The organism is Saccharothrix hoggarensis, from assembly GCF_052936025.1.
This window is the reverse complement of sequence record NZ_CP193624.1, coordinates 6452953-6476227: the sequence shown is the minus strand read 5'-3', so window position 1 is coordinate 6476227 and position 23275 is coordinate 6452953. Positions and strand designations below refer to the sequence as shown.

Below are 23275 nucleotides of genomic sequence, written 5' to 3'. Positions count from 1 at the left end.
AAAAGTGTCTAGCCATGCGCACCGCAAACCGATCAAGGTCGCGTTGCTGGGCTGCGGCACGGTCGGCACCGAGGTGGTCCGGCTGCTCACCGACCAGGCGCCCGACCTCACGGCGCGGATCGGCGCCCCGGTCGAGCTGGCGGGCATCGCCGTCCGCCGGCCGAACAAGCACCGCGAGGTGCCGGCCGAGCTGCTGACGACCGACGCGGAGGCGCTCGTGGCCTCGGACGACGTGGACGTCGTCGTCGAGGTCATCGGCGGCATCGAGCCGGCCCGGTCGCTGCTGCTCACCGCGCTGCGCTCGGGCAAGTCCGTGGTCACGGCCAACAAGGCGCTGCTCGCCGAGCACTCGGCCGACCTCTTCGAGGCGTCCGACGCCTCGGGCGCGGACCTGTACTTCGAGGCGGCCGTCGCGGGCGCGATCCCGCTGCTGCGCCCGCTGCGCGAATCCCTCGCCGGCGACCGCATCACCCGGGTGATGGGGATCGTCAACGGCACCACCAACTTCATCCTCTCCGGCATGGACTCCACCGGCGCGAGCTACGCCGAGACGCTGGAGGAGGCGACCCGCCTCGGGTACGCGGAGGCGGACCCGACGGCCGACGTCGACGGCTTCGACGCCGCGTCCAAGGCCGCGATCCTCGCGTCGCTCGCGTTCCACAGCCGGGTCACGGCCGCCGACGTGCACCGCGAGGGCATCGCGGCGGTCAGCGCCGCCGACATCGCCGCCGCCAAGGGCCTCGGCCGCATCGTGAAGCTCCTCGCGATCTGCGAGCGGGTGTCCGTCGACGCCGGCGACGGCTCGGGCGCGTCCGAGGGCATCTCGGTGCGCGTGCACCCGGCGATGATCCCCAGGTCGCACCCGCTGGCGAGCGTGCACGGCGCGTTCAACGCGGTCTTCGTGGAGGCCGACGCCGCCGGCGAGATGATGTTCTACGGCCAGGGCGCGGGCGGCGCCCCGACCGCCAGCGCGGTGCTCGGCGACCTCGTCGCGGTGGCCCGCAACCGGGTGCACAGCGGGCGCGGGCCGCGTGAGTCGGCGTACGCGGGCCTGCCCGTGCGGCCGATGGGCCAGACGCCCACGCGTTATCACATCAGCCTCGACGTCGCCGACCGGGCGGGCGTGTTGTCGCAGGTCGCGGCGGTGTTCGCGGAGCACGACGTGAGCATCGCGGCGGTGCGGCAGGAGGGTCGGGTCGACGACGCCAGCCTGGTGATCGTCACCCACGCCGCGACCGACGCGGCACTGCGGTCGACCGTGGACAAAATCGGCGGGCTGCCCGTGGTTCGGGAAGTGGTCAGCGTGATGCGGGTGGAAGGCGAAGAGTGATGGTGGCCCAAGCAGCCCTCGGCGGTGCCGAGAACCCAACGAGCGCGCGGCCGGGGTGGCCGGGCATCATCCACGCCTACGCGGACCGGATCCAGCTCCCCGCGGGCGCCGAGGTCGTCACCCTCCACGAAGGCGGCACGCCGCTGGTGGCCGCCCGGCACCTGTCGGAGGTGACCGGCTGCGAGGTCTACATCAAGGTCGAGGGCGCGAACCCGACCGGCTCGTTCAAGGACCGCGGCATGACCGTGGCCATGACGCACGCGCTGGCCAGCGGCATCCGGGGCGTGATCTGCGCGTCGACCGGCAACACGTCGGCGAGCGCGGCGGCGTACGCGGCGAAGGCCGGGATGGCCGCCGCGGTCCTCGTGCCGCGCGGCAAGATCGCGCTGGGCAAGCTGGCCCAGGCGGTCGCGCACGGCGCGCGCATCCTGCAGATCGACGGCAACTTCGACGACTGCCTCGAGCTGGCCTCCAAGACGTCGATCGAGTACCCGATCACGCTGGTCAACTCCGTGAACCCGGTGCGCCTGATCGGCCAGAAGACCGCCGCGTGGGAGATCTGCGACGTGCTCGGCCGCGCGCCGGACGTCCACTGCCTGCCGGTGGGCAACGCGGGCAACATCACCGCGTACTGGCGCGGGTACTCCGACTACCACCACGACGGCGTGACGTCGTCGACGCCGCGCATGTTCGGCTTCCAGGCCGCGGGGTCCGCGCCGCTGGTGCTGGGCGCGCCGGTGGCGAACCCGGAGACCATCGCGACCGCCATCCGGGTGGGCAGCCCCGCGTCGTGGACCGGCGCGGTGGCCGCCAAGGAGGAGTCCGGCGGCCTGTTCGAGGCCGTGACGGACGAGAAGATCCTGGAGGCCTACCGGCTGCTGGCCTCGACCGAGGGCATCTTCGTCGAGCCCGCGTCCGCGACGAGCGTGGCGGGCCTGCTGGCCACCGCGGCGGACGGGCGGTTGCCGAAGGGCTCGCTGGTCGTCTGCACGGTCACCGGCCACGGCCTGAAGGACCCCGACACCGCGCTGCTCGGCATGGCCGAGGTCGAGCCGGTGCCGGTGGACCCCGGCGCCGTCGCGACCGCGCTGGAGCTGGCGTGACGGCCGTGCCCGCGACCGGTGTGCGCGTCACCGTGCCCGGTTCCACGGCGAACCTCGGCTCGGGGTTCGACGCGCTCGGCATGGCGCTGGGCGTCCACGACGAGGTCGAGTTCGCCGTCACCGGCGGCGGACTGGCGGTCGAGGTGTCGGGCGAGGGCTCCGCGGACGTGCCGACGGACGGGTCGCACCTGGTCGTGCGGGCGTTCCGGGCGGCGTCCGAGCTGGTCGGGCTGGACGTGCCGGGGCTGCGGCTGACCTGCCGCAACGCGATCCCGCACGCCCGCGGCCTCGGGTCGTCGGCGGCGGCCGTCGTGGCGGGTGTCGCGGCGGCGTTCGCCCTGGCCGGTCGCGAGTTGGACACGAGCGCGTTGCAACTCGCCGCGGAGTTCGAGGGCCACGCCGACAACGCCGCGGCGAGCATGTTCGGCGGCGTCGCGATCGCGTGGACGCACGGTGACCGATTCCACGCAGTGCGTGTGGAGCCGCACCCCGGCGTGAGCCCGGTCGTGCTCGTCCCGGCAGTCGAGTCGTCCACCAAGACGACCCGCGGGCTGCTGCCGTCGAAGGTGCCGCACGAGGACGCGGCGTTCGCCGTGAGCCGGGCCGCGCTGGCCGTGCACGCGCTCTCGGCGGACCCGTCGCGGCTCCTCGACGCGCTGGACGACCGGCTGCACGAGCCGTACCGGGAACCCGCCTGGCCTGCGACGACGCGCCTGGTGCGGTCGCTGCGGGAGGCGGGCGTGCCCGCCGCGGTGTCCGGTGCGGGGCCGACGGTCCTGGCCCTGCCGGCGTCCGGCGAGCTGCCGCCCGGTCCGGACCTGACGGGGTTCGAGGTGCGGCGCACGCCGGTCGACCTGGGCGGGGTCCGGGTTGCGCCACTCGGTTGAGTGATGCGACGCGCCAGGCCCCGGTTGTTGCACCCGGCGGTACCGGCGTCTACCCTCGGGGCCATCAGTCACCGCGCGCACGGGCGCCGGTGTGGTGCCCGGACGTTCGTTCCGGATCGCATTTCTCCAGCGACTTGGCCCTGTGCCGTATGGACGGGGTCGACGCTGGAAGGCACCCGCTCGCCGTGTGACCGAAGTCCCGTACCGGAGGACTCCGCTTTCGTGCGCGTTCCGCGCCGTCCGAGGTCCGCCTGAACCGGGACGAAACTGCCGCACCGCATTCCGTCGGACGGCAGGTCCGCTGGATCGCGTAGGAGGCGCGCTCCGGTCAGGAAGGACATGTGTGACCAACACCGATGTACTGAGCAGCCAAGCTCCTGCTGCTCCCAACCCCGCTGCCAGTTCCGGAGCCGAGGAGAACGCTCTGACCACCCCTTCGAACGGCAGCGCCACGCCGCGCAAGCGCGCGGGCCTCTCTGGAATGGTGCTGGCCGAACTCCGTGAACTCGCCAGTCAGCTGGGTATCACCGGCACCGCCGGCCTCCGCAAGGGCGACCTGATCGCGGCCATCAAGGAGCGTCAGGGCGGCACCTCCGGTCGGGGCAGTGCCGCGACGCCGCCCAAGACCGAGAAGAAGGCCGACGCGCCCAAGGCGGTCGCCGAGAAGGCGCCCGCGCGTGCGGCCGAGGCGCCTGCCCCGGTGGAGAAGCCGACCCAGCAGCAGCTCGACGTGGCCGAGCGGCCCGCCCAGCCGTCCTCCTCGGAGGAGGAGGGTGGCCGGCGTGGCAACCGCCGTCGTCGGTCGGCGAACCGCCCGGCGGGCAGCCCCGAGGCGCCCGCCGCCGACGGTCAGCAGGCGGCGCCGCCGCAGGCCGACCGCGTCCAGACCGAGCGCCCGCAGGGTGAGCGCACCCAGGCCGAGCGCCCCCAGGGCGACCGGGCGCAGGGTGAGCGCCAGCAGGGCGAGCGGGCCGAGCGGTCCGACCGCGGCGACCGGCAGGACCGTTCCGAGCAGCGCGAACAGCGCCAGGACCGGGGCAACCGCGGCGACCGCGGCGACCGGCAGGACCGCGGCGGTCGCGACGACCGCGGCGGCCGTGACAGCCGTGATGGCCGTGACGACCGGGGCGGCCGCGACCAGAGCCGCAACCGCCAGAGCGGCCCGGGCGACGACGGCGACGAGGACGGTGGCCGTCGCGGTCGCCGCTTCCGCGACCGCCGCCGCCGTGGCGGCCGTGGCGACGACGGCGGTCCCGCCACCGACACCGAGGTGCGCGACGACGACGTCCTGCTGCCCGTCGCGGGCATCCTGGACGTGCTGGAGAACTACGCGTTCGTCCGCACGTCCGGCTACCTCGCCGGGCCGAACGACGTCTACGTGTCGTTGTCGCTGGTCCGCAAGTACGGCCTCCGCCGCGGTGACGCCCTCATCGGCGCCGTGCGGCAGCCGCGCGACGGCGAGCAGCAGCGCCAGAAGTTCAACCCCCTGGTGCGGGTGGACAAGATCAACGGCCTCGACCCGGAGGAGTCCCGCAACCGGCCGGACTTCACCAAGCTGACGCCGCTGTACCCGAACGAGCGCCTGCGCCTCGAGACGGAACCGCACATCCTCACCACGCGCGTCATCGACCTGGTGATGCCGATCGGCAAGGGCCAGCGCGCCCTCGTCGTGTCGCCGCCGAAGGCGGGCAAGACCTCGGTGCTCCAGTCGATCGCGAACGCGATCACGAAGAACAACCCCGAGTGCCACCTGATGGTGGTGCTGGTGGACGAGCGCCCCGAAGAGGTCACCGACATGCAGCGGTCGGTGAAGGGCGAGGTCATCGCCTCCACCTTCGACCGCCCGCCGTCGGACCACACCACGATCTCGGAGCTGGCCATCGAGCGGGCGAAGCGCCTGGTCGAGATGGGTCACGACGTGGTCGTGCTGCTGGACTCGATCACCCGCCTGGGTCGTGCCTACAACCTCGCGGCCCCCGCGAGCGGCCGGATCCTGTCCGGTGGTGTCGACTCGACCGCGCTGTACCCGCCCAAGCGGTTCCTGGGCGCGGCGCGGAACATCGAGGGCGGCGGCTCGCTGACCGTCATCGCGACGGCCCTGGTCGAGACCGGGTCCGCGGGCGACAGCGTAATCTTCGAGGAGTTCAAGGGCACCGGCAACGCCGAGCTCAAGCTCGACCGGAAGATCGCGGACAAGCGGACCTTCCCGGCGGTGGACGTCGACTCGTCCGGCACCCGCAAGGAAGACCTGCTGCTGTCGCCGGACGAGCTGGCGGTCATGCACAAGCTGCGCCGGGTGCTGCACGCCCTGGACAGCCAGCAGGCGATCGACCTGCTGCTGGACCGCCTGCGCAAGAGCCGCACCAACATCGAGTTCCTGATGCAGGTCGCGAAGACCACCCCGGGTGCGGACAACGACTGACCGCGCCCGACCTCCGAAGGCCCGTCCGGCACACCACGCCGGGCGGGCCTTCGGGCGTCACGGGGCCGTCAGCGCAGGTCGGCGGGGTGGGGCGTCAGCACTGCGAGGCGGAGGTCAGGCCGGCCTCGGCGAGCGCGGCCGTGCGGCGGCGTTCGAGGAAGTACTGGGCGACGAGCAGGGCCGTCACGGGCACGCCGAGGGCCACCACGGCCACGACCGGCAGCCGCACGCCGTCCACCAGCACGCCGAGGGCCAGCACGGACGCCAGGTAGGGCCACCGCAGCCACACGCGCTGCCAGCGCGCGGTCCACTCGACCGCGCTGGACGCCGCCACGCCGACGGCGACGCCCGCGCCGAACACGGGGCTCGACAGGGGGAGGTACCCCGGAGCCCCGAGCAGCAGCCCTCCGAGCCCGGTGAGGCCCAGGACGGCGCTGCTGAACAGGAACGGCACCGCCAACCACGTGGTCAACCGCAGCGGGCGCCCGACGGAGCAGAACACGGGGCCAGTGTGGCGTCCACGCAACGTCGACCGCTGCACTGAGTAGTCCAGCGGCTACCTGGTGCGCCAAATGGTCGTCGTCCATCGGCGAGCGGTTGTGACCCCGAGCACGGGGAACAACGGCGCCCGACCACGCGTTTCAGTCCGTGACGGCCGATCTGGCACACTGTCGGGTCGAGTCCGGCTCCGGTTCACCTCGAAGGACAACGAGGACCCGGCGGCCACCGAGGAAAGGGACGAGACGTTGAAGACCGGCATTCACCCCGAGTACGTGACGACCGAGGTCACCTGCGGTTGCGGCAACACCTTCACCACCCGCAGCACCAAGACCTCCGGGTCCATCCACGTCGAGATCTGCGCCAACTGCCACCCGTTCTACACCGGCAAGCAGAAGATCCTCGACACCGGTGGCCGGGTCGCGCGCTTCGAGGCCCGCTACGGCAAGCGCGCCAAGTAGCTGCCCCAACGGCGTCCACCCCGATTTCGCGGGTGGACGCCGTTGTCGTCTCCACACCTTGTCGGGACACCCTTCAGAAGCTGAGACCGGAGCAAGATCGTGACGCTGGACGCCCTGCTGGCCGAGCACGCCGAGCTGGAAGCCAAGCTCGCCGACCCCTCGGTGCACGCCGACCAGGCGGGCGCGCGCAAGCTCGGCAAGCGCTACGCCGAGCTGGGGCCGATCGTGAAGACGGCCCGGGAGCTGGAGCAGGCGAAGTCGGACCTGGAAACGGCGCGCGAGCTGGCCGCCGAGGACCCGGTGTTCGCCGAGGAAGCCGAGGAGCTGGCCCGACGCGTCCCAGCGCTGGAGGCCAAGCTGACCGAGCTGCTCCTGCCGCGCGACCCGCACGACCACGCGGACGTCGTGCTGGAGATCAAGTCCGGTGAGGGCGGCGAGGAGTCGGCCCTGTTCGCGGGCGACCTGTTGCGCATGTACCTGCGGTACGCCGAGCGCCACGGCTGGAAGGCCGAGGTGCTCGACGGCACCGACTCCGACCTGGGCGGCTACAAGGACGTCACGGTGGCCATCAAGAGCCGCGCCGACACCCCGGACGGTGTCTGGTCGCGGCTGAAGTACGAGGGCGGCGTGCACCGCGTGCAGCGGGTGCCGGTCACCGAGTCGCAGGGGCGCATCCACACGTCCGCCGCCGGTGTCCTGGTGTTCCCGGAGACCGAGGACGTCGAGGTCGAGATCGACGAGAACGACCTGCGCGTGGACGTGTTCCGCTCGTCCGGCAAGGGCGGCCAGAGCGTCAACACGACCGACTCGGCGGTCCGCATCACGCACCTGCCCACGGGCATCGTGGTGTCCTGCCAGAACGAGCGCAGCCAGCTCCAGAACAAGGCGCGGGCCATGCAGGTGCTGCAGGCGCGGCTGACCGCGTTGGCCGAGGAGAAGCAGGCCCAGGAGGCGTCGGACGCCCGGCGCACCCAGATCCGCACGGTCGACCGGTCCGAGCGGGTGCGGACCTACAACTTCCCGGAATCACGCATCTCCGACCACCGTGTCGGGTACAAAGCGCATAACCTGGATCAAGTGCTCGACGGCGATCTGGACGCGGTGCTCGACGCTTTGGCGGCGGCCGACCGCGCGGAGCGACTCGCCGGCGGGTGATGCGACGAGAGGGGCGCGGTCGTGGCGGAACTCCTGGTCAGCCCCCTGAGCGCCCCACTGGACACGTCCCTGCGGATCGTCGTCTCCGGCCTGTCGCCGGACGAGCGGGTCACGGTCTGCGCGTCGACGGGTGACCGTGCCGCCGAGGCCGTGTTCCTGGCCGACGAGCGCGGCGTGGTGGACCTGACGCGGCACGCCCCGGTCGAGGGCGCCTACTCCGGCGTCGACCCGATGGGGTTGTTCTGGGCGATGGCGCCGACCGGCGGCACGCCGCGCGGCACGGTCGTCGAGGTCGACGGCGCGGGCCGGGTCGAGGTGGACCGCCGCACCGTCCCCGAGGGCGTCCGCCGGACCGAGGTGACCGAGAACGGCCTGGTCGGCGTGCTGTTCGAGCCGGACGACGACGAGACGCACCCCGGCGTGCTGGTGCTCAGCGGTTCCGAGGGCGGGCTGCACGAGCTCGACGCGGCGCTGCTGGCCGGCCACGGGTTCGCCGCGCTGACGCTGGCGCACTTCGGGGCGCCGGGAGTGCCGGACGACCTGGTCGAGATCCCCTTGGAGTACGTCGGCGCCGCGGTGGAGTGGCTGGGCGCCCGCGCCGGGAAGGTCGGCGTGCTCGGCGGTTCGCGCGGCGGCGAGCTGGCGTTGCTGGTCGGTGCGACGTTCCCGCAGGTCAACGCCGTGGTGAGCGTGGTGGGCAGTGGCGTGGTGACGCAGTGCATCGGGCCGGGCCGCCGGTTGTCGCAGAAGCTGGAGCACGAGGCCGCGTCGTGGACGTGGCAGGGCAGGCCGCTGCCGTACCTGCCGTACTCGGTGCCGCACGAGCTGCGGATGAGGATCGTGGACGGCGAGCCGGTGCCGCTGCGCCTGGCGTTCGACCTCACCGACGGCATCCCCGAGGACACCGAGATCCCCGTCGAGCGCATCAACGGGGGTGTGTTGCTGCTCTCATCCGGCCGGGACGAGTCGTGGCCGTGCGTCGAGCTGAGCGAGGTCGCGGCACGTCGGCTGGCCGAGCGCGGGCACCCGCACCGGCACGAGCACGTCGTGTACCCCGAGGCAGGACACCTGATCGCGGGCCCGCCCCACCGGCCGACCACCGACGTGGTCGTTCCGGGGCCCGGCGTGCGGTTCGCGATGGGCGGCACGCCCGCCGCCACGGCCGCCGCGAGGGCCGACGCGTGGCGTCGGACCGTTGAGTTCTTGTCGGACCAACTGGGCACCTAATGTGTCGGTCATGAGCGCACACTTTGACGTCGTGGTCCTCGGTGCGGGGCCAGGCGGGTACGTCGCCGCGATCCGCTCGGCCCAGCTGGGGCTGAAGACGGCGGTCATCGAGGAGCGTTACTGGGGCGGGGTCTGCCTGAACGTGGGCTGCATCCCGTCGAAGGCGCTCCTGCGCAACGCGGAGCTGGCGCACCTGTTCACGCACGAGCAGAAGACCTACGGCATCCAGGTCGACGGCACGGTGAAGTTCGACTACGGCGCCGCGTTCCAGCGCAGCCGGAAGGTCGCGGACGGGCGCGTCAAGGGCGTGCACTTCCTGATGAAGAAGAACGGCATCACCGAGTACAACGGTCGGGGGACGTTCGTCGACGCCAACACCATCAAGGTGGGTGACGAGACGATCACGTTCGGTTCCGCGATCATCGCGGCCGGTGCGACCACCCGCCTCCTCCCGGGCACGAAGCTGTCCGACCGGGTGGTGACGTACGAAGAGCAGATCATGTCCGAGGACCTGCCGGGCAGCATCGTCATCGCGGGTGCGGGCGCCATCGGCGTCGAGTTCGCGTACGTGCTGCACAACTACGGCGTCAAGGTCACCATCGTGGAGTTCCTGGACCGCGTGGTGCCGCTGGAGGACGCCGAGGTCTCGACCGAGCTGGCCAAGCGGTACAAGCGGCTCGGGATCGACGTGCGCACGTCCACCCGCGTCGAGTCCATCGACGACTCCGGCGACCGCGTGCGCGTCACCGTGTCGAAGGACGGCCGGCAGGAGGTCCTGGAGGCCGACAAGGTCATGCAGGCCATCGGCTTCCAGCCGCGGGTCGAGGGCTACGGGCTGGAGAACACCGGCGTCCGGCTCACCGAGCGCGGCGCGATCGACGTCGACGGCCGCGGCCGCACGAACGTGCCGAACATCTACGCCATCGGCGACGTGACGGCGAAGCTGATGCTGGCGCACGCCGCCGAGTCGATGGGCATCATCGCGGCGGAGACCATCGCGGGCGCGGAGACCATGGAGCTGGACTTCGTGATGATCCCGCGCGCGACGTACTGCCAGCCGCAGATCGCGTCGTTCGGGTGGACCGAGGCGCAGGCCCGCGAGAAGGGCTTCGACGTCCAGGTGGCGAAGTTCCCGTTCACCGCGAACGGCAAGGCGCACGGCATCGGCGACTCGGGCGGGTTCGTGAAGCTGATCAGCGACAAGACGCACGGCGAGCTGCTCGGCGGTCACCTGATCGGGCCCGACGTGACCGAGCTGCTGCCGGAGCTGACGCTCGCGCAGCAGTGGGACCTCACCGTCCACGAGGTGGCGCGCAACGTCCACGCGCACCCGACGCTGGGCGAGGCGGTCAAGGAAGCCGTGCACGGCCTGGCCGGTCACATGATCAACTTCTGACCGGTGTCCGTCGCCGGGTCATGACTATCCTTCGGGCATGACCCGACACCCGCTGCGGCTGGCCATCCTCGAAGCGGAACGCATGCTGGCCGCGGCGGGTGTGGACAGCCCGCGGGTGGACGCGGAACTGCTCGCCGCCCACGTGCTGGGCGTCGCGCGGTCCCGCCTTCCGCTGATCCCGCTGGTCGACCCGCCGGTGGTGGACGCGCTGCACAAGGTCGTCGTGCAGCGCACGTCGCGCATCCCGCTGCAGCACATCACCGGCACCGCCCACCTCGGCGGCATCGACCTGGAAGTCGGTCCGGGCGTGTTCATCCCGCGCCCGGAAACCGAGCTCCTGCTCGAGTGGGGACTGTCCACACTGGACCTCTCGGTGACGCCCGCGCCCGTCGTCGTCGACCTGTGCACGGGTTCCGGCGCGCTCGCCCTCGCCGTGGCGCACCGGGTGCCGTCGGCGTCCGTGCACGCCGTCGAGCGCGACCACGCCGCGCTGGCCTGGGCGCGCCGCAACGCCGAGATCCGCGGCGGCGCGGGCGACACCCCGATCACGCTCCACGCGGGCGACGTGACCGCGCCGGACGTGCTGTCCGACCTGGACGGTCAGGTCGACCTGGTGCTGTGCAACCCGCCGTACGTCCCGGACGCGACCGAGGTCCAGCCGGAGGTCGCCGACCACGACCCGCGCCAGGCCGTCTTCGGCGGCGCGGACGGCCTCGACGTGATCCGGCACGTCGTCACGCTCGCCGCGCGCCTGCTGAAGCCGGGCGGCCACGTGGGGATCGAGCACGACGACACGCAGGGCGAGTCCGTGCCCGCCCTGCTCGCCGCGCGCCGCGTGCTGACCGACGTGGCCGACCACGCGGACCTGGCCGGTCGCGCCCGCTTCGCCACCGCCCGCCGCGCCTGACGGCCGCGCCTGTCTGCCGCGCCCGGCGGCCGTGCCTGTCTGCCGCGCCCGGCGGCCGTGCCTGTCTGCCGCGCCCGGCGGCCGTGCCTGTCTGCCGCGCCCGGCGGCCGTGCCTGTCTGCCGCGCCCGACGACCGTGCCTGACGAGCGTGTCCGCTTCGCCACCGCCTGCCGCGCCTGTCTGCCGCGTTCGACGGTCGCCGGCGCGACGTCACGGGCTGGACAGGTCGGCCATCGTCTTCAGGCGCGACCGGGTGTTCTCCCAGCGTTCCGGCGGCCCGGCGGAGTAGAGGACGTACTCGACGCCGTCCACCTCCCAGAACACCGTTGCGACCCTGGTCGGGCCGGACGCCTCCACGTCCTCGAACTCCCAGCCGACGGCCGGGTGGTCGCGGACCGTCGTCGCGGCGAGGGTCAGCCGCCGGTGGGCCGGTTCGCGCTCGCGCTGCGCGGCGGCCTCGGTGATGCGGTCCAGCAGGGACTTCGACGGGTCGGTGACCGGCGCGCCACCGAACCTCACCTCCTCGCGCGGCGAGGCGGGGTCGACGGCGACCAGCGTCGTGGCGACCGTGCCGCCGGAGCGCCGCCACCCGGCGGGGACCACGGTGGTGAGACCGCCCGGGGCGGTCACCTGTTCGACGTCCGGGGGCAGGGCGGAGGTCGACGTGGTGCCCGTGGTGCTCGCCGTTGTTGTCGTGGCCGTGGTGGGCGTGGCTGTCGTCGTGGGACCTGCCGGCAGCGTCGAGGGCGCGGCGACGGCGGTGGGCGCCGGGTCGTCCAGCGCCAGGTAACCGGCCGCGCCCGCGAGCACGACGTACAACGCGGTGAAGGTCAACGCCAACGGCAGCGCGCCGATCGTGTTCTTCCGGTCCACCGGGCGCTTCGCCATCCGGATAGTCTGGCCGCCGACGCTCCGGCGAGTAAATCGGAGAACCGGTGATGCCTGCCAACGGGCCGAACGAGTGGGACGACCTGCGCCGGTGGGTGGCCGCGCGCATCGCCCGGCCGATCGACCTCACCGCGTTCGCCGACCACGACCGGGCCCGCCTGACCCGCTCCCGCGCCGCCCTGGCCTCCGCCCTCGACGAACCGCTCGCGGCGGCCGACGCGATCCGAGCCGAACTGTCCCGCTCCGACGCCGCCCGAGCCGAACCGGACCGCGCCGAGCGCTCCTTCGCGGAACCCGCCCCCGCCGTGCCCGGCCGCGCCGGTCCGGCCCGTGCCGAGTCGGGTCGCGCCGAACCCGCCCAGGCCGAACCCGCCCGCGCCGAACCCGGCCGCGCCGAACCCGCCCACGAGACCAGCCTGCGGGCCGACGACCTGCTCCGCGTCCACCTCTCCCTCGCCCTCGCCGCCCGCACCACCCACATCCGCGACGTCACGCCCGGCGGCGCGCTCGTCATCACCGGCCGCGCGCAGCTCGCCGAGTGCCGCGCACTGGCCGACGAGATCCTGACGACCGCCCCGGACCCGGAGCTGGTCGCCTTCGCCACCGACCTGCGGCACCGGGTGGCGCGCGGCGAGCGGTGGCGGTGGGTCGCGCCCCGGTCCGCGGTGGGCTTCGGCGTGGTGGCGCTGGCCGTCCTGGTGCTGCCGTTCGTGGGCGGCGCGGTCGACGACCCGCTCGTCACGGCGGCGGGCGTGCTGCTCGGCGGCGCCTTCGTGTTCGCGTCCGTGGTGGCCCACCGCAAGCAGCAGTGGGCCGTGGACGCCGAAACCGCCTCCGCCCGCCCGCAACCGTGACCTCCGCCGCAGTCACCGGGCGCGCTGTGCTTGGATCAGCGGGGTGAGCACGGTCTACGATTGCAGCGTTCAGGCCGACCGGACGGCAGGCCTCACCGCCGCGGCGGGCGCGGTGCGCTCCGGGCGCCTCGTGGTCCTCCCCACCGACACCGTCTACGGCATCGGGTGCGACGCGTTCGACGCGACCGCGGTGCGCGCCCTGCTGGAAGCCAAGGGCCGCGGGCCGGACATGCCGGTGCCCGTCCTGGTCGGCTCGTGGACCACCATCGACGGCCTGGTCCTCAGCGTTCCCCGGCAGGCCCGCGCGCTGATCGAGGCGTTCTGGCCCGGCGGGCTCTCCCTGGTCCTGCAGCACGCGCCCTCGCTCGCGTGGGACCTCGGTCACACCCGCGGCACGGTGATGCTGCGCATGCCGCTGCACCCGGTCGCCCTCGAACTGCTCCGCGACGTCGGCCCGATGGCCGTGTCCAGCGCGAACAAGTCCGGCTTCCCGCCCGCGGGCACCGCGCAGGAGGCGTGGGACCAGCTCGGCGAGGAGGTCGGCGTCTACCTGGACGGCGGCCCGGCCGCCGAGAACGTCGCGTCCACCATCGTCGACCTGACCGGCCCGGACCCGGTGGTGCTGCGCGAGGGCGCGGTGCCGATCGCGGAGGTGTCCGAGGTGCTCGGCGTCGAAGTCGAGGTCGCGCGCTAGTGGATCTTGTCGATCGGAGTAGCGTGGTGGTCCCCAAGCCCGAACCACCCGACCAACTCGGTCACGTCGATCCCGTCGGTCCGCCCGACCCCCCATCCCCGAGGGGCTAGCCAGCTGTGGGCCAGTTGCCTGCCGTGTCCAACGTCCTCCCGGTCCGGGAGTACCTGCTCGTCGCGCTGACCGCCGCCGTCGTGACGTTCCTGCTCGTCGGCCTCGTGCGCAAGCTGGCGTTCCGGATCGGCGCGGTCGCCTACCCGCGCCAGCGCGACGTCCACGTCAAGCCGATGCCGCGGATGGGCGGCCTCGCCATGTACGGCGGGGTGCTGGGCGGCATGCTGCTCGCGCACCAGCTGCCCGTGCTGCGGTCGGCGTTCGACTTCTCGTACGACCCGTACGCCGTCATCGTGGGCGGCGGGGTGATCGTCCTCGTGGGCGTGCTGGACGACCGGTTCGAGCTCGACTCCCTGACGAAACTCGCCGGCCAGGTCACCGCCGCGGGCATCCTGGTGCTCTTCGGGCTCCAGTGGCTGCTGTTCTGGGTGCCGTGGGGCGACGACGGCGAGGGCACCGGCTCGCTGCTGTCGCTGGACCAGAACCAGGGCGCGATCCTGAGCGTGCTGCTGGCCGTCACCATGGTCAACGCGATGAACTTCGTGGACGGACTGGACGGACTCGCCGCGGGCATCGGGCTCATCGCCGCCACCGCCACGTGCGTGTTCTCCATCGGCCTGCTGGCCAACAACGGCGGTGACGTCGGCGCGTACCCGCCGGCCCTGATCGCCGCCACGCTGGCCGGCGCGTGCCTCGGCTTCCTGCCGCACAACTTCAACCCGGCGCGGATCTTCATGGGCGACTCGGGGTCGATGCTGATCGGTCTGATGCTCGCCGCGGCCACGATCTCCGCCTCCGGCAAGATCAACTACGAGTCCGTGCGCGCGACCGACGTCCTCGGCCTGCTCTCGCCGCTCGTCGTCGTGGCCGCCGTGCTGTTCGTGCCGCTGCTCGACCTGCTGATGGCCGTGGTGCGGCGCACCCGGCGCGGCGAGAGCCCGTTCTCCGCGGACAAGATGCACCTGCACCACCGGCTGCTGGAGATCGGCCACTCCCAGCGCCGCGCGGTGCTGTTGATCTACTTGTGGGCGGGCGTGCTGGCGTTCGGCGCGGTGGCGCTGACGTTGTTCGACGTCGTGGTCGTCGTGTGGTGCCTCGCGATCGGGCTGCTGCTCGCCCTGCTGGTCTCCGCGATCCCCAGACTTCGCGAAGTCCGCCGTTCCTGACCCCCGCCGGCAGGTCGAGCACCAAGCCTTCTTTACACTCGGTTCCGACCAGTGGGAAGGGGTGACATGACCCAGGACAGCCCTAAGAGCACCGAGTGGACGCACGAGGCCGTCGTGCGGCGGCTCGCCGGCGAGATGTTCCGCGGTGCGATGTGGGCGGCGCTGGGCACGGTCGCCGTCGGCGCCGTCCTCTGGACCGTGCTGGCCGGCGTCCCCGGGTTGGTCGCGGCGTTGATCGGCGGCGCGCTCGCGTGCCTGTCGTCCGTCGGGACGCTCGTGGTGATGCGCAAGACCGCCGCGCTGCCGCTCCAGGTGATCATGGTGGCGGCGCTGGCGGGGTTCATGGGGAAGCTGATCCTGCTGATCGTGGTGATGGTGCTGCTCCGCCAGTTCCCGGTGCTGCACACCAACGCGCTGGCACTGACCATGGCCGCGACGATCGTGGTCGCCACCTTCATGGAGGTGCGCGCCTCCAAGCGCAGTCGCAGTCAGATGGTGGTCCCGACCCCTGGAAACACCTGATCTACCGGCTGGTACGGTGCGCGCAAGACGGGACACCCAGCTAGGTGGGGTGCCTCTCGTGGGCGCTTGCGGTCCGTAAGGTACGTTAAGTCCCGATCGTGACGATTCCCCCGGCGGAGTGAACGCCGGCCGGGAGAACCGGAAGGAACACAGTGACCTGGATGGTGCTGGCCGCGGGCGATGAGTTCGTCGCTCCCGGCACGAAGGACTTCTTCCTGCCACCGATCTTCGGCAGCGTCACCAAGCCCATGGTGCTGTTGGTGCTGTCGATCTTCATCATCGGTGCGTTCTTCATCGCCGCGACCCGCAACCTCAAGCTTGTCCCCGGCAAGTTCCAGTTCGCCGCGGAGTCGCTGTACGACGTGGGCCGCAACTCCATCGCCCGCGAGCAGATCGGTGCCAGGGACTTCCGGCCGTACGTGCCGCTGATCCTCACGATCTTCACGTTCATCCTGGTGAACAACCTGTTCGGGCTCATCCCCGTGGTGCAGTTCCCGACCATGTCGCACATCGGCTTCCCGTTGGCCGTGTCGTTGCTCGTCGTTTACCCGGTATACCACTACGCGGGCATCCGCAGGCACGGCCTGGTGCAGTACCTGAAGAACCAGACCATGCCCCCGGGCGCACCGTGGTTCGTGCTGCCGCTGCTCATCCCGATCGAGTTCTTCCAGAAGTTCGTGTTGAACCCGCTCACGCTCGCGATCCGTGTTTTCGCGGCCATGTTCGCGGGGCACCTGCTGCTGCTTGTGTTCACCCTGTCCGGTGAGTACCTGCTGTTCGCGGGCGGCATCACCGTCGTGGTGGCGCCGGTCGCCTTCATCTTCGCCATCGCGCTGACGTTCCTCGAAGCGCTGATCATGGTGCTACAGGCCTACATTTTCGCTCTGCTGTCAGCCAGCTACATCGGCGCGGCGCTGGCTGAAGAGCACTGAGAAATATCAAGCCTCCGATCCGCGAGTGTTCGCGGACCGAGTTGGAAAGGGAACAGCACAAGTGAGCGCTATCGTTCTTGCGCAGGAAGCCGTCAACCTGAACCAGGGTCTGGCTGCCATCGGTTACGGCCTCGCGGCGATCGGCCCCGGCATCGGCGTGGGTCTCATCTTCTCCTCGGTCATCAACGGCACCGCCCGTCAGCCCGAGGCTCGCGGCGTGCTGCTGGGCCTGGCCTGGACCACGTTCGCCATCGTCGAGGTGCTGGCGCTGCTCGGCTTCGTCGTGTACTTCCTCGCCACTGCCTGACGTTCATCGCACTAGGAGAAGGTCGTGATGAATACCCTCATCCTGGCGGCGGAAGGCCCGATCAACCCGGTCCTGCCGCACACGTCCGAGATCATCATCGGTCTGATCGCGTTCCTCCTGCTGTTCTTCGTCATCAAGAAGTTCGTGACGCCGCGCTTCGAGACGTTGTACGCGGAACGCGCCGCCAAGATCGAGGGCGGGATCGAGAAGGCCGAGCAGGCGCAGGCACAGGCACAGCAGGCGCTCGAGCAGTACCGGGCGCAGCTGGCCGAGGCCCGCGCGGAGGCGGCCCGCATTCGGGACGACGCCCGCATCGAAGGCGAGCAGATCATCACTGAGCTGCGCGCCAAGGCGCAGGAGGAGTCCGCGCGGATCGTCGCGCAGGGGCAGACCCAGCTGGAGACGCAGCGCGCGCAGATCGTCGCCGAGCTGCGGGGCGAGCTGGGCCGGCTGGCCATCGACCTGGCGGACCGGGTCGTCGGCGAGTCGCTGGAGGACGAGGTCCGCCGCCGGGGCACCGTCGACCGGTTCCTCGAGGACCTCGACGGCACGTCGGCTCCGGCCGCCAAGTGAGGGAACGCTGATGACGCTGCACGCCGCCAGCCGTGACGCCCTGGCCGCCGCCGAACTGCGGCTGCTCGAGGTCGTCGACGGCACGACCGGCACGACGGCCGGCCAGTCCTTGGCGAAGCTGGGCGAGGAGCTGTTCGCGGTCGTCAGCCTGCTGTCGGCGCAGCCCGCGCTGCGCCGGGCGCTGGCCGACAACTCCTCCGACCCCGCGTCCCGTGAGCAGCTGCTGCGCGGTCTGTTCGACGGCAAGGTCGCCGACGAGACGGTGCAGGTGCTGACCACGGTCGTCACCGCGCGCTGGTCCAGCCCGCGCGAGCTGGTCGACGGCGTCGAGTCGCTGGCCCGCACCACGCTGCTGGTGCGGGCGGAGCGGGAGGGCAAGCTCGACTCGGTCGAGGACGAGGTGTTCCGGCTCGGCCGGATCATCGCGGCCAACCACGAGCTGGAGCTGGCCCTGTCCGACCCGGCGGCGGAGCCCGCCGCCAAGGTCGCGCTGGTCGACAGCCTCGTCGCCGGCAAGGTCGACGAGACCACCAAGACCCTGGTGGACCAGCTCGTGCGCGAGCCCCGCGGTCAGGGAATCGTCAGCGGCCTGGGCGACCTCGCGTCGCTCGCGGCCAAGCGCCGGGAACGTTCCGTCGCCTACGTCCGTTCTGCCGTCGAGCTGGACGCGGCGCAGCTGGACCGCCTCGAGACCACGCTGACCCGGATCTACTCCAGGCCGATCGCGCTGCACGTGGAGGTCGACCCCTCGTTGCGGGGCGGCCTGCTGATCAAGATCGGCGACGAAGTCATCGACGGAAGCGTGGCCGGTCGGCTGGCGTCGCTGCGCCGCGACCTCGCCGGCTGACCGAACCGGAACCGCGGCCCACAAGCCCCTTTCCCAGAACGAAGTGAGAGCAGGAACGACATGGCGGAGCTGACGATCTCGTCGGACGAGATCCGCAGTGCGATCGAGAAGTACGTCTCGGCCTACTCCCCGGAAGTCAGCCGGGAAGAGGTCGGCGTCGTCGCGGAGACCTACGACGGCATCGCCATCGTCGAAGGTCTGCCCGGCACCATGACCAACGAGCTGCTGGAGTTCCCCGGCGGCGTGCTCGGCGTGGCCCTGAGCCTCGAGGTCCGCACCATCGGCGCGGTCATCCTCGGTGACTTCGACAAGATCGAAGAGGGCCAGGAGGTCAAGCGGACCGGCCAGGTGCTCTCCGTGCCGGTCGGCGACGGCTTCCTCGGCCGCGTGGTGAACCCGCTCGGCCAGCCGATCGACGGCCTCGGCGACATCGTGGCCGACGACAACCGCGCCCTGGAGCTGCAGGCCGCGTCGGTGCTGCAGCGCCAGCCGGTGAGCGAGCCGATGCAGACCGGCATCAAGGCGATCGACTCGATGACCCCGATCGGCCGCGGTCAGCGCCAGCTGATCATCGGCGACCGCAAGACCGGCAAGACCGCGGTCTGCATCGACACGATCATCAACCAGAAGAAGGCCTGGGACTCGGGCGACCCGCAGCAGCAGGTGCGCTGCGTGTACGTCGCCATCGGGCAGAAGGGCTCCACCATCGCGGGCGTCAAGGCCGCGCTGGAGGAGGCGGGCGCGCTGGAGTACACCACCATCGTCGCCGCCCCCGCGTCCGACTCGGCCGGCTTCAAGTGGCTCGCGCCGTACACCGGCTCGGCCATCGGCCAGCACTGGATGTACCAGGGCAAGCACGTCCTGATCATCTTCGACGACCTGACCAAGCAGGCGGAGGCGTACCGCGCCATCTCGCTGCTGCTGCGCCGCCCGCCGGGCCGCGAGGCGTACCCGGGCGACGTCTTCTACTTGCACTCGCGCCTCCTCGAGCGTTGCGCGAAGCTGTCCGACGACATGGGCGGCGGCTCGATGACGGGTCTCCCGATCATCGAGACCAAGGCCAACGACGTGTCGGCGTACATCCCGACCAACGTCATCTCGATCACCGACGGCCAGTGCTTCCTGGAGTCGGACCTGTTCAACGCCGGTGTGCGCCCGGCCGTCAACGTGGGTATCTCGGTCTCCCGCGTCGGTGGCGCCGCGCAGATCAAGGCGATGAAGACGGTCGCCGGCTCGCTGCGCCTCGACCTGTCGCAGTTCCGCGAGCTGGAGGCGTTCTCCGCCTTCGCCTCGGACCTCGACGCGGCGTCCCGCGCCCAGCTGGAGCGCGGCGCCCGCCTGGTCGAGCTGCTGAAGCAGGGCCAGTACTCGCCGGTCCCCGTCGAGGAGCAGGTCGTCTCGATCTACCTCGGCACGAACGGCTACTACGACGACGTCCCGGTGGGCGACGTCCGCCGCTTCGAGTCGGAGTTCCTCGACCACGTGCGCCGCAGCCACGACGTGATCCTGTCCGACATCCGCGAGTCCAAGAAGTTGTCCGAGGACACGGAGAAGGGCATCGTGGACGCGGTCACCGCGTTCAAGCAGCAGTTCAGCGCCACGGGCAGCACGACGGTGAACGACGTGCCCGCCGCGGCGATGGACGCCGACAAGGTCGGACAGGAGTCGGTGAAGGTCCACCGACCCGCTCCGGCCGAGAAGTGACGTAGGCATGGCGGCACAGATCCGGGAGCTGCGCCAACGCATCCGCTCGGTCAACTCGACCAAGAAGATCACCAAGGCGTACGAGCTCATCGCCACGTCCCGTCTCGCCAAGGCGCAGACGAGGGTCGCGGCGTCCCGTCCCTACGCGGAGGAGATCACCTCGGTGCTCTCCGCGCTGGCGACGGCGTCCGCGAACCTCGACCACCCGCTGCTGACCGAGCGCAAGAACCCCCGCCGTGCCGGCGTGCTGGTCGTCACCAGCGACAAGGGCATGTGCGGCGGCTACAACGCCAACGTGCTGCGGGCCGCCGAGGAGCTGCTGTCGCTGCTGCGGTCCGAGGGCAAGGAGCCCGTGCTCTACGTCATCGGCCGCAAGGGCGCGAGCTACTACAGGTTCCGCCGCCGCGCCATCGCGGGCGAGTGGAGCGGCTTCTCGCAGCTGCCGCACTACGTCAACGCCGTCGAGGCCGGTGACGCGCTGGTCAAGGCGTTCGTCGCGGGCAGCGACGACGAGGGCGACCAGCCCGGTCCGGACGGCGTGCTCGGCGTGGACGAGCTGCACGTGGTCTACACCGAGTTCAAGTCGATGCTGAGCCAGACGCCGGTCGCCAAGCGGATCGCGCCGATGGTCGTCGACTTCGACCCGGAGCCGAACCGGCTCCAGTCGGTGTACTCGTTCGAACCGAGCGCGGAGACCTTGTTGGGCGCGTTGCTGCCCAAGTACGTCAAGACCCGGCTCTTCTCGGCACTGCTGGACGCGGCGGCCTCGGAGTCGGCGGCGCGACGGACCGCGATGAAGGCGGCGACGGACAACGCCACCGAGCTGGTCCGGAACCTCAGCCGCCAGGCGAACCAGGCCCGCCAGGCCCAGATCACCCAGGAGATCAGCGAGATCGTCGGTGGCGCCTCCGCGCTTACCGGTGGCGCAGGAAGTGATGAGTGACATGAGTGCTACTGCCACCACCACCCGCACCGGCCGTGTGGTCCGGGTGATCGGTGCCGTCGTCGACGTGGAGTTCCCGCGTGGCGCGGTGCCGGAGCTGTTCAACGCACTGAGCGTGGAGATCACCTACGAGGCGGTCGCCAAGACGCTCACCCTCGAGGTCGCCCAGCACCTGGGCGACAACCTGGTCCGCACGATCTCGATGCAGCCGACCGACGGCCTGGTCCGCGGCGCGGCCGTGACGGACACCGGTCGGGCCATCAGCGTGCCCGTCGGCGACGTCGTCAAGGGGCACGTGTTCAACGCGCTCGGCGACTGCCTCGACGAGCCGGGCCTCGGCCGTGACGGCGAGCAGTGGGCCATCCACCGCAAGGCGCCGTCGTTCGACCAGCTCGAGGGCAAGACCGAGATCCTGGAAACGGGCATCAAGGTCATCGACCTGCTGACCCCGTACGTCAAGGGCGGCAAGATCGGCCTGTTCGGCGGCGCGGGCGTGGGCAAGACGGTGCTCATCCAGGAGATGATCACCCGTATCGCCCGCGAGTTCTCCGGCACGTCGGTGTTCGCCGGCGTCGGCGAGCGCACCCGTGAGGGCACCGACCTCCTCCTCGAGATGGAGGAGATGGGCGTTCTCAACGACACCGCCCTGGTGTTCGGTCAGATGGACGAGCCGCCCGGCACGCGCATGCGCGTCGCGCTGTCCGCCCTGACGATGGCGGAGTACTTCCGCGACGTGCAGGGCCAGGACGTGCTGCTGTTCATCGACAACATCTTCCGGTTCACCCAGGCGGGTTCCGAGGTGTCGACCCTGCTGGGCCGCATGCCGTCCGCCGTGGGTTACCAGCCGACGCTGGCGGACGAGATGGGTGAGCTCCAGGAGCGCATCACCTCGACGCGCGGTAAGTCGATCACCTCGCTGCAGGCCATCTACGTGCCCGCGGACGACTACACCGACCCCGCGCCGGCCACCACGTTCGCCCACCTGGACGCGACGACGGAGCTCTCCCGTCCGATCTCCCAGAAGGGCATCTACCCGGCGGTGGACCCGCTGTCCTCGTCCTCCCGCATCCTCGAGCCGTCGATCGTCGGCGAGGAGCACTACCGGGTGGCGCAGGAGGTCAAGCGGATCCTGCAGAAGTACAAGGAGCTGCAGGACATCATCGCCATCCTAGGCATGGACGAGCTGTCCGAGGAGGACAAGGTCCTCGTCGGCCGCGCCCGTCGCCTGGAGCGCTTCCTCGGCCAGAACTTCATCGTGGCCGAGAAGTTCACCGGCCAGCCGGGTTCGTTCGTGCCGATCAAGGACACGATCGAGGCGTTCGACCGCGTGTGCAAGGGCGAGTTCGACCACTACCCGGAGCAGGCGTTCTTCTCCTGCGGCGGGTTGGACGACGTCGAGGCCAACGCCAAGAAGCTCGCGGGCAAGTAAGCCTTCGGAGCGTTCAGGGCCGTCCCCGCGGTGCGGGGGCGGCCCTGCCCCGTTTCCGGGGGCCGCCGGTTCAGGCGGAGGTCCAGCCCAGGGCGCGGGAGATCGCGAGCCCGCACGTCCGCACCGCCGGCACGACCGAGTCGGTGCGCGTCCCCGTGGGCACGACGACGGACACGGCGGCCACGACGTCGCCCTCCGGGCCGCGGACGGGCGCGGCGACCGAGTACGTGATCATCTCCAGCTGGCGGTCGCTGATGGCGTGGCCGTCGCGGCGGACGCGGGCCAAGGCCTCGCGCAGCGCCCCGGCCGACGTGATCGTCATCGGCGTGAACCTCTTCAACGGCGCCGACAGCACTGCCTCCTGCACGGCGACCGGCGCGGCGGCCAGCAGCACCAGGCCGACCCCGGTGCAGGGCAACGGCATCCGGCTGCCGACCCGCGTCACCACGTTCACCGCGTCGCGCGCCGAGATCCGCTCGACGTAGACGACGTCCGTGCCGTCCCGCACGGCCGGCTGGACGTTGTGCCGCGTCACCTCGTACAGGTCCTCCAGGAACGGCACGGCGCGGTCGCGCAGGTCCAGGCTGCCGGGCGACAGCGCGCCCAGCTCCAGCAGCCGCAGGCCGACCGCGTACCGGCCGTCGGCGGTGCGGTCGAGGGCGCGCAGCCCGGCCAGGGACGCCACCAGCCGGTGCGTGGTGTTCAGCGGCAGGCCGGAGTGGCGGCTCAGCTCGGACAACGTCAGCGCGGGCCGGTCCACGGTGAACGCGGCCAGCAGCGAGAACGCCCGCTCCAGCAGCGACTTCGGCGGCGTCACGGGCCCAGTCTTCCACCGGCCGGGAGCGCGGCGGCGGGTGGCGCGCGCCACCTCGGACGCCCGTGCGCCGGCCCGCACGTCACGCAGAACGCGTCTGGGGGT

General features: G+C 71.5%; 23 protein-coding genes. 20 read left to right on the top strand and 3 right to left on the bottom strand.

Annotated features, from left to right (window positions below; all coding sequences use genetic code 11):
• The first annotated feature begins 4 nt into the window (after positions 1-4).
• The 4 genes from ACRAKH_RS29350 to rho all read left to right on the top strand — a co-directional run bounded on the left by ACRAKH_RS29350 (position 5) and on the right by rho (position 5742).
• Entirely contained in the window at positions 5-1330 is a 1326-nt protein-coding gene (locus ACRAKH_RS29350; RefSeq protein WP_447009420.1) for a homoserine dehydrogenase, read from the top strand.
• Positions 1330-2433: a threonine synthase gene (gene thrC, locus ACRAKH_RS29345; RefSeq protein WP_380728855.1), complete on the top strand. Its 1104-nt coding sequence runs from the start codon at positions 1330-1332 to the stop codon at positions 2431-2433. Before ACRAKH_RS29350 ends, thrC begins: the two co-directional genes overlap by 1 nt.
• Entirely contained in the window at positions 2430-3320 is an 891-nt protein-coding gene (thrB, locus tag ACRAKH_RS29340; protein WP_380728857.1) for a homoserine kinase, read from the top strand. Before thrC ends, thrB begins: the two co-directional genes overlap by 4 nt.
• A 343-nt stretch (positions 3321-3663) precedes the next feature.
• Positions 3664-5742: a transcription termination factor Rho gene (gene rho, locus ACRAKH_RS29335; RefSeq protein WP_447009419.1), complete on the top strand. Its 2079-nt coding sequence runs from the start codon at positions 3664-3666 to the stop codon at positions 5740-5742.
• A gap of 94 nt (positions 5743-5836) precedes the next feature.
• On the opposite strand, the gene ACRAKH_RS29330 is transcribed toward rho, so the two are convergent.
• Complete coding sequence (locus ACRAKH_RS29330) at positions 5837-6244, bottom strand: hypothetical protein (protein ID WP_380729358.1); 408 nt, start codon at positions 6242-6244, stop codon at positions 5837-5839.
• A gap of 244 nt (positions 6245-6488) precedes the next feature.
• Here ACRAKH_RS29330 and rpmE point away from each other — a divergent pair, with 244 nt between their 5' ends.
• The 5 genes from rpmE to prmC all read left to right on the top strand — a co-directional run bounded on the left by rpmE (position 6489) and on the right by prmC (position 11386).
• Positions 6489-6701, top strand: a complete 213-nt coding sequence (rpmE, locus tag ACRAKH_RS29325) for a 50S ribosomal protein L31 (RefSeq protein WP_380729355.1) — start codon at positions 6489-6491, stop codon at positions 6699-6701.
• Positions 6702-6800: 99 nt separating this feature from the next.
• The gene (prfA, locus tag ACRAKH_RS29320; RefSeq protein ID WP_380729353.1) at positions 6801-7856 is read left to right on the top strand and encodes a peptide chain release factor 1; all 1056 of its coding nucleotides are present in this window, start codon (positions 6801-6803) and stop codon (positions 7854-7856) included.
• A gap of 21 nt (positions 7857-7877) precedes the next feature.
• On the top strand, positions 7878-9083 hold the full coding sequence (locus tag ACRAKH_RS29315; RefSeq protein ID WP_380729351.1) for an acyl-CoA thioester hydrolase/BAAT C-terminal domain-containing protein: 1206 nt from the start codon (positions 7878-7880) through the stop codon (positions 9081-9083).
• 10 nt (positions 9084-9093) lie between these two features.
• Entirely contained in the window at positions 9094-10479 is a 1386-nt protein-coding gene (gene lpdA, locus ACRAKH_RS29310) for a dihydrolipoyl dehydrogenase (RefSeq protein ID WP_380729349.1), read from the top strand.
• A gap of 37 nt (positions 10480-10516) precedes the next feature.
• The gene (prmC, locus tag ACRAKH_RS29305; RefSeq protein ID WP_447009418.1) at positions 10517-11386 is read left to right on the top strand and encodes a peptide chain release factor N(5)-glutamine methyltransferase; all 870 of its coding nucleotides are present in this window, start codon (positions 10517-10519) and stop codon (positions 11384-11386) included.
• Positions 11387-11596: 210 nt separating this feature from the next.
• Here the strand turns inward: prmC and ACRAKH_RS29300 are convergent, their stop codons facing one another.
• Positions 11597-12274, bottom strand: a complete 678-nt coding sequence (locus ACRAKH_RS29300; RefSeq protein WP_380724977.1) for a hypothetical protein — start codon at positions 12272-12274, stop codon at positions 11597-11599.
• 50 nt (positions 12275-12324) lie between these two features.
• Between ACRAKH_RS29300 and ACRAKH_RS29295 the strand changes: the two genes are divergently transcribed.
• From ACRAKH_RS29295 to atpD, 11 genes are all read left to right on the top strand, one after another.
• Positions 12325-13128 carry a hypothetical protein gene (locus tag ACRAKH_RS29295; RefSeq protein WP_447009417.1) on the top strand — a complete coding sequence of 268 codons (804 nt, stop codon included), beginning with the start codon at positions 12325-12327 and terminating at the stop codon, positions 13126-13128.
• A 43-nt stretch (positions 13129-13171) separates the two neighbouring features.
• Positions 13172-13822 carry an L-threonylcarbamoyladenylate synthase gene (locus ACRAKH_RS29290; protein WP_380724975.1) on the top strand — a complete coding sequence of 217 codons (651 nt, stop codon included), beginning with the start codon at positions 13172-13174 and terminating at the stop codon, positions 13820-13822.
• A 116-nt stretch (positions 13823-13938) separates the two neighbouring features.
• Positions 13939-15099: a glycosyltransferase family 4 protein gene (locus tag ACRAKH_RS29285; protein ID WP_380724974.1), complete on the top strand. Its 1161-nt coding sequence runs from the start codon at positions 13939-13941 to the stop codon at positions 15097-15099.
• A 66-nt stretch (positions 15100-15165) separates the two neighbouring features.
• Positions 15166-15621, top strand: coding sequence for a hypothetical protein (locus ACRAKH_RS29280; protein WP_380724973.1), 456 nt, complete (start codon positions 15166-15168; stop codon positions 15619-15621).
• A gap of 161 nt (positions 15622-15782) precedes the next feature.
• A complete protein-coding gene (atpB, locus tag ACRAKH_RS29275) occupies positions 15783-16553 on the top strand; it encodes a F0F1 ATP synthase subunit A (RefSeq protein ID WP_380724972.1) in 771 nt (256 codons plus the stop codon).
• A gap of 61 nt (positions 16554-16614) precedes the next feature.
• Positions 16615-16860 (top strand): ATP F0F1 synthase subunit C, encoded by a 246-nt coding sequence (locus ACRAKH_RS29270; RefSeq protein WP_380724971.1) that lies wholly within the window; start codon positions 16615-16617, stop codon positions 16858-16860.
• A 27-nt stretch (positions 16861-16887) separates the two neighbouring features.
• A complete protein-coding gene (locus tag ACRAKH_RS29265) occupies positions 16888-17433 on the top strand; it encodes a F0F1 ATP synthase subunit B (RefSeq protein WP_380724970.1) in 546 nt (181 codons plus the stop codon).
• Positions 17434-17443: 10 nt separating this feature from the next.
• Positions 17444-18280 carry a F0F1 ATP synthase subunit delta gene (locus ACRAKH_RS29260; RefSeq protein WP_380724969.1) on the top strand — a complete coding sequence of 279 codons (837 nt, stop codon included), beginning with the start codon at positions 17444-17446 and terminating at the stop codon, positions 18278-18280.
• A 60-nt stretch (positions 18281-18340) separates the two neighbouring features.
• On the top strand, positions 18341-19984 hold the full coding sequence (gene atpA / locus ACRAKH_RS29255) for a F0F1 ATP synthase subunit alpha (RefSeq protein WP_380724968.1): 1644 nt from the start codon (positions 18341-18343) through the stop codon (positions 19982-19984).
• 7 nt (positions 19985-19991) lie between these two features.
• Complete coding sequence (locus ACRAKH_RS29250) at positions 19992-20927, top strand: F0F1 ATP synthase subunit gamma (RefSeq protein WP_380724967.1); 936 nt, start codon at positions 19992-19994, stop codon at positions 20925-20927.
• A complete protein-coding gene (atpD, locus tag ACRAKH_RS29245) occupies positions 20920-22356 on the top strand; it encodes a F0F1 ATP synthase subunit beta (protein ID WP_380724966.1) in 1437 nt (478 codons plus the stop codon). The genes ACRAKH_RS29250 and atpD overlap by 8 nt, the downstream gene beginning before the upstream one ends.
• A gap of 70 nt (positions 22357-22426) precedes the next feature.
• Here atpD and ACRAKH_RS29240 read toward each other — a convergent pair whose 3' ends face one another.
• Positions 22427-23173 (bottom strand): IclR family transcriptional regulator, encoded by a 747-nt coding sequence (locus ACRAKH_RS29240; protein WP_380724965.1) that lies wholly within the window; start codon positions 23171-23173, stop codon positions 22427-22429.
• Positions 23174-23275 lie beyond the last annotated feature (102 nt).